We start from the raw sequence: 5,408 nt of genomic DNA on the forward strand, positions 1-5,408 counted from the left end.
GGTTCTCCGGCGCGGCCGGTGCACTCAGCCGGCGCGCTCAGCCGGTGCTCAGCCGGCGCTCACGGAGACCGGAACGCTGGGGTGCACCTCGCGCTCGACCCGCGGCAGGATGTCCGGGATGTAGACCTTCTGGATCGCGTCGCCGCCGTCGTGCGCCTCCCAGGCCTCCCGGGTCGCCCAGCGCTCCACCAGGACGAAGCGGCCCGGGTCGTCCTGCGAGTGGTACGCCTCCCAGCTGACGCAGCCGTCCTCGGCGAGGCACAGCGGCCGCATCCGGGCCAGGGCGTCGGCGACCGCCGGGACGCCGTCCGGCTCGGTGACCCTGACGATGACGATGAGGTCGAACATCACTGCTCCTTGGCGGTGGTGGGATCGGTGTCGGCGGCGGCGGCCCGGCCGAGCGCGGGCAGCCACTCGGCGATGGGGGTGAACCGGTAGCCGAGCGAGGCGGCCCGGTCGGCCGACATCGCGAAGTCGGCCGGGCAGGAGAACGGGGACAGGTCGGGGTCGCCCGCCGGGTCCTCCTTCTCGATGACCTGGGCCGTCAGCCCGGTCGCCCCCTCCACCGAGGCAACGACATCGTAGACGTCGGCGGTGTCCGGGGAGGCCACGTTGACCGCGCCGGTCACCTCGTTCACGGCCGCCCAGGCGAGGAAGCCGGCCGCGTCCTCGGCCCGCACCAGCGAGGTCCGGCCCGGCCCGGCGTGGGCCACGATCGGCCGCCCGTCCCGGATCCGGTCGACGTGGAAGCGGTAGCGGCCGGTGAAGTCGCCCTCCTCGGCCAGCACGTGGGCCACCCGGGCCAGCAGCACCGGTACCCGGGCGCGGTCGGTCACCGCGGCCTCGGCCTGGCGCTTGCCCTCGCCGTAGTTGGCCTCCAGGTAGTCGTCGTCCTGCCAGGGCAGGGTGAGGTCGTACGGGTAGCCGGCCGGGTCGAGCTCCTCCTCGCGGGCGAGCGCGCCGAACTCCGGTGCGGCGACCGGCCCGCGGAAGGTGTCCCGGTTGTAGACCTCGATGGTGCTGGTCAGCACCAGCTTCCCGGCCCGGTCCCCGAAGGCCTCGCAGGCCTCCACGGCGGCGTTGGGGGTGTAGCACATCTGGTGCACCACGGCGTCGAACCGCTCCCCGGCGACCGCCTCGGCCAGCTCGCCGGGACGGTTGACGTCCGCGCGCAGCCGCCGGACGGAGTCCCCGAACGGGTCCGGGGTCCGGCCGCGGGTGACGAGGGTGACGCGGTGGCCGGCCGCCAGCAGCCGGCGCACCAGCAGCTTGCCGAAGTAGCGGGTCCCGCCGATGACGCAAATGTCTGCCATCTGCTCTTTCCTGTCTCTTTCTCTCTCGTTCCGTCCGCGGCCCCGCGACGCGCGACCGCTCGGGTTCTGTCAGGCGGACGCGGCGCCCACGGCGTCCGAGCTGCCCGCCTCGGCCTCCTGGGCCGCCGCGGCCTCGGTGCCCTCCGCCCGGCCCACCAGGCAGACCACCGCGCAGCCGGCGGCCACCACCGCGTCGACGTACCAGTTCGCGCCCGGCACCCCGGCGGAGCGCGACAGGTCGAACAGCACACCGGCGAGCACCGAGCCGGCCATGTTCCCGGCGCTGCGGAAGAAGTGCATCGCCCCCATCGCCTTGGCGAGTTGGCGCTCGGGGACCTTGCGGGCGATCCACATGTCGAAGGACGGCACGAAGAGGATCTCGCCCAGCACCACCGTCAGCGCCCCGACCACCACCCAGGCCGCGCCGCGCCCCGCGCCGAGGGCGGTGAACGCCACCGTCATGCCGGTGAGGCCGATCGCCATCACCACGGCCGGGCTGAACCGGCCGATCAGGAACTTGAACACCGGGTACTGGAGCACCAGGATGCTCAGCCCGGTGATCCAGAACGGCGAGGACGGCGCCCACTGCGGCACGTACCGCTCCATGTGCAGCGGGATGCCGACGATGAAGCCGATCGACAGGAACCAGAACACCGCCGACAGCAGGAAGTAGCGGGTGGCGCCCCGGATGTCGATGCCCTTGAACACCGCGGTGGAGAACAGCGGCTTGCGGGCCGCCGCCCCGGCCCCGGGCTCCACCGGCGCCGGGGGCTGGAAGCCGTCCCGGGGGATGAAGGACGAGGCCGCCAGGCAGAACGCGAGGAAGATCGCGAACACCACCGAGAACAGGGTGCGCAGTTCGACGTCGGCGAGCACGGCGCCCAGCATGGCGCCGCCGAACACGCCCACCTGACCGGCCATCTGGAAGGTCGAGAAGGCCTTGGGGCGCTCGTCGTCGGGGTAGGAGGCGAGGACGTTCTTCAGGCCGGGGAAGGAGGTGCCGGAGCCGAAGCCGATGAAGAAGGCGAGCACGGCGTAGACCAGCACCCCGGTGCCGAAGCCCATCAGGCCCAGCGCCACCGCCTCCAGGGCGGTACCGAGGAAGACCGCACCGCGGATGCCGATGCGCAGCGCCACGCCCTCGTAGAAGAAGGTGGCGAGCAGCCGCCCGACGTACGTCATGGCCATCACGACGCCGGCCCAGAAGCCGCTGTCCACCCCGCCGAGCGAGGCCACCAGCACGGGGAACCAGATGTAGCTGCCGGTGTTGGCGAGCAGGATGCCGGCGTTGACGCCGATCAGCGCCCGCTTGCGGTCGACGGTCACAGGGCCGCCCCCTCCTTCGTGTCGTGCGTCGTCGTGCCGGCCGCCCCGGCGGCGCGGAGCCCGGCGATGGCCCGGGCGACCGCCTGGCGGTCGATCGGTGTCCCCCGCACGACGGTGGCGGTGGGCAGCGCGGCGAGCGGCCGGCCCGGCGCGTGCAGGTTGTAGGTGGCCGGCGCCCCGACGCTGATCGGGTGGGCGGCGCCGGACTCTCCGCGCAGCTCGTCGAAGTAGCGCCGGCCGCCGACGGTGGCCTGGTGGCGCAGCGCGTCGGCGAGCGAGGGGTCGTCCCCGCGCAGCAGGTCGAGCTCGCCGAGCAGGGAGTAGCCGTGGTAGGCACCGGTGTTGCCCGAGTCGGTGCCGACCAGCAGGTTGCCCTCGCGCAGCGCGGCCAGCGCGTTGCGGCGCATGTCGCCCAGCGCGCCGGTCCGGGTCTCCTGGAGGCCGTAGGTGATCCCGTACGGCTGCTCCAGGCCGCGGACGGCGTCCAGGTTGCGGACGTCCTGGGTCTCGGCGAAGCCCTCGCGGCCGTACGCGGCGAGGAAGTCGTCGGCCGTCATGACCATCGGGCGGAGCCCGGAGAGGGTGGAGACGAACCGGGCGCCGGCCAGGTCCTTCCACTCGGCGTCGCCGAGGGTGCGGTCGCGGACGGTGTGGGCGAAGAGCCGGAAGCCGCAGTCGTAGGCCCAGCGGGTCTCCTCCAGCGTGTTGCAGTCGATCACCGCGGTGATGCCGCGCTCGGCGGCGATCCGCGCGGTGAACCGCAGCACCCGCTCCGACAGCCGGGAGAAGCGCACCTTGGAGCCCGGCTGCTCGGTGCCGTCGGTGAACATGACCTTGAGGAAGGTCGCGCCGCGCTCGGCGTTGTTGCGCAGCGCCTGGTCGAGGTCGGCCTCGACCGCGAGCATGTACACCGGGGTCGGGAACTCCACGCCGTGGCCGGAGAGGCCCGCCGCGTTGGTCATCGCCGTCACCGCGTAGCCGCAGTGGACCAGTTCGGGGTACGGCAGGTCCGAAGCGGCCCGGCCGGCCTCCCAGGCGTCGGCCACCATCGGGTAGCCGAACATGTCCACCACGTGGGTGACACCGTGGTAGAGGTACTGGAGGGCGATGATCCGCGGGTCCTCGGCGGTGTCGTCGAAGTTGGCGGGCAGGGCGATGTGGGCGTGGGTCTCGGTGTAGCCGGGCCACAGCTCCGGCTCGTCGCCGCGGCGGGTGCCCGAGGGCTCGATCCGGGTGAAGACCCCGTCCTCGACGGTCACGTCGAACAGCGCCTCGGCGTCCAGGGCGGGGACGGCCACGCCCGACAGTACGGCGGGCCGCCGCTGCTCGGGGGTGGCCGCGCTCACCGGGCCACCTCGACCGACAGGCGCAGGTCGATGCGGTCCAGGCCGTCCTGGCAGCGCTTGGCGGCCTCGTCCCGGTCGCCGCCGGTGAAGATGATGTGGCCGATCCAGTCGAAGTTGCTGCGGGACAGGCGGTTCACGGCCGTGCCGGGCTTCTTGTAGCCGAGGGCGCTGTGGAAGCCGGGCAGGTCGGTGAGGGCGTCGAAGCCGATCGCCTCGACCGTCCCGGCGACCGGGGAGCCGAACCAGTGGCCGCTGGCCGTGGTCTCACGGGGGAAGGCCAGCTCGGGCCGCTCGCCGAGGGCCTGGCGGATGACCTCCAGGTACGGGTCCACGCCGGAGGTGATCTCCATCAGGGTCGGCACGATCCCGCCGGCCAGGCGGCCGTTGACCTCGCACAGCACCGGGCCGTCCGGGCCGAGCAGCCACTCGGTGTGGATGAAGCCGAAGTCCACGCCGAGCCCGTTCAGCACGGCGGTGGTGGCGGCGAACAGCTCCTCCTGGAGCGGGTGGCCGCTGAAGTAGGTGAGGCCCATCTCGATGAAGTACGGGAACCCGCTGAGCGAGCGGTCGGTCAGGCCGAGGTTGACCACCTCTCCCCCGGCGAGCACGCAGGACTCGACGGAGATCAGCTCGCCGGTGACGAACTCCTCGATGACGATCTCCGGGATGCGCACGACGCCGCGCCCGTAGTCGGCGACCTGGGCCAGCTCGGCGAGGTACTCGCGCAGGTCCGCCTCGTCCTTGAGGTGCAGGACGTGGAGGCTGGCGGTGCCGTCGGAGGGCTTGGCCACGCAGGGGAAGCCGACCTCGCGGACGGCGGCCTCCACCTCGGCCGGGTCGGTGGCCACCGCGAAGCGCGGCTGGCGGATGCCGGTGCCGGCCAGGGTGGTGCGGGTCAGGTGCTTGTGCCGGGCGTTGCGGGCGCCGTCGACGCTCATGCCGGGCAGGCCGAGCGCCTCGGCGACGGCGGCGGTGTGCACGGTGTGGTACTCGCTGTACGTGGTGACGCCGTGGATCGGCTTGGCCTCGTGCAGCCGGCGCGCCAGGTCGGTCAGCTCGTCGAGGGAGAAGGCCTGCTCGCTCTTGACGACCTGGCAGTTCGGGTGGGCGTAGGCGGCCTCGGTCAGCGGCGAGACGCTGAGGTAGAAGTCGGGGTCGACCGAGACCAGGGTGACGTCGTGGCCCAGTTCCAGGGCGTTCGCGATACCGGCGATCCCGTTCGGGTTGCACTCGATCATGAGGATGTGCATGGCTGTGCTCCTTGTCGGACTGTGGCGGATCAGGGGATGACGGGGGGCGGGGGCGCGGCGGACGCGGGCCCCGGCGGCTCAGCGGACGCAGGCTCCGGCGGCGGCCGTCGGCACGGTACCGGCAGCCGTGCACCAGCTGGAACGGGCCGGCTACGACGTCCTGCTGCTGGACG

5 protein-coding genes are annotated in these 5,408 nt (G+C 72.9%); all 5 read right to left on the reverse strand.

Going from position 1 to position 5,408, the window contains the following annotated elements:
- Positions 1 to 48: 48 nt before the first annotated feature.
- The 5 genes from ACFU7Z_RS35505 to ACFU7Z_RS35525 all read right to left on the reverse strand — a co-directional run bounded on the left by ACFU7Z_RS35505 (position 49) and on the right by ACFU7Z_RS35525 (position 5,235).
- Positions 49 to 348, reverse strand: a complete 300-nt coding sequence (locus ACFU7Z_RS35505) for a putative quinol monooxygenase (RefSeq protein ID WP_049648963.1) — start codon at positions 346 to 348, stop codon at positions 49 to 51.
- Positions 348 to 1,313, reverse strand: coding sequence for an NAD-dependent epimerase/dehydratase family protein (locus tag ACFU7Z_RS35510; protein ID WP_049648964.1), 966 nt, complete (start codon positions 1,311 to 1,313; stop codon positions 348 to 350). Before ACFU7Z_RS35510 ends, ACFU7Z_RS35505 begins: the two co-directional genes overlap by 1 nt.
- Before the next feature lie 69 nt (positions 1,314 to 1,382).
- A complete protein-coding gene (locus tag ACFU7Z_RS35515; RefSeq protein ID WP_380782125.1) occupies positions 1,383 to 2,639 on the reverse strand; it encodes an MFS transporter in 1,257 nt (418 codons plus the stop codon).
- Positions 2,636 to 3,985, reverse strand: coding sequence for a hydrolase (locus ACFU7Z_RS35520; RefSeq protein ID WP_380782127.1), 1,350 nt, complete (start codon positions 3,983 to 3,985; stop codon positions 2,636 to 2,638). The genes ACFU7Z_RS35515 and ACFU7Z_RS35520 overlap by 4 nt, the downstream gene beginning before the upstream one ends.
- Entirely contained in the window at positions 3,982 to 5,235 is a 1,254-nt protein-coding gene (locus tag ACFU7Z_RS35525; protein WP_049648966.1) for an ATP-grasp domain-containing protein, read from the reverse strand. Before ACFU7Z_RS35525 ends, ACFU7Z_RS35520 begins: the two co-directional genes overlap by 4 nt.
- Between the last annotated feature and the right edge of the window lie 173 nt (positions 5,236 to 5,408).

The organism is Kitasatospora sp. NPDC057518 (genome assembly GCF_042802075.1).
Lineage (GTDB): Bacteria > Actinomycetota > Actinomycetes > Streptomycetales > Streptomycetaceae > Kitasatospora.

Coding starts and splice junctions, on each gene's coding strand:
- ACFU7Z_RS35510 (WP_049648964.1), bottom strand. CDS start 1,313: ATGGCAGACATTTGCGTCATCGGCGGGACCCGCTACTTCGGCAAGCTG.
- ACFU7Z_RS35505 (WP_049648963.1), bottom strand. CDS start 348: ATGTTCGACCTCATCGTCATCGTCAGGGTCACCGAGCCGGACGGCGTC.
- ACFU7Z_RS35525 (WP_049648966.1), bottom strand. CDS start 5,235: ATGCACATCCTCATGATCGAGTGCAACCCGAACGGGATCGCCGGTATC.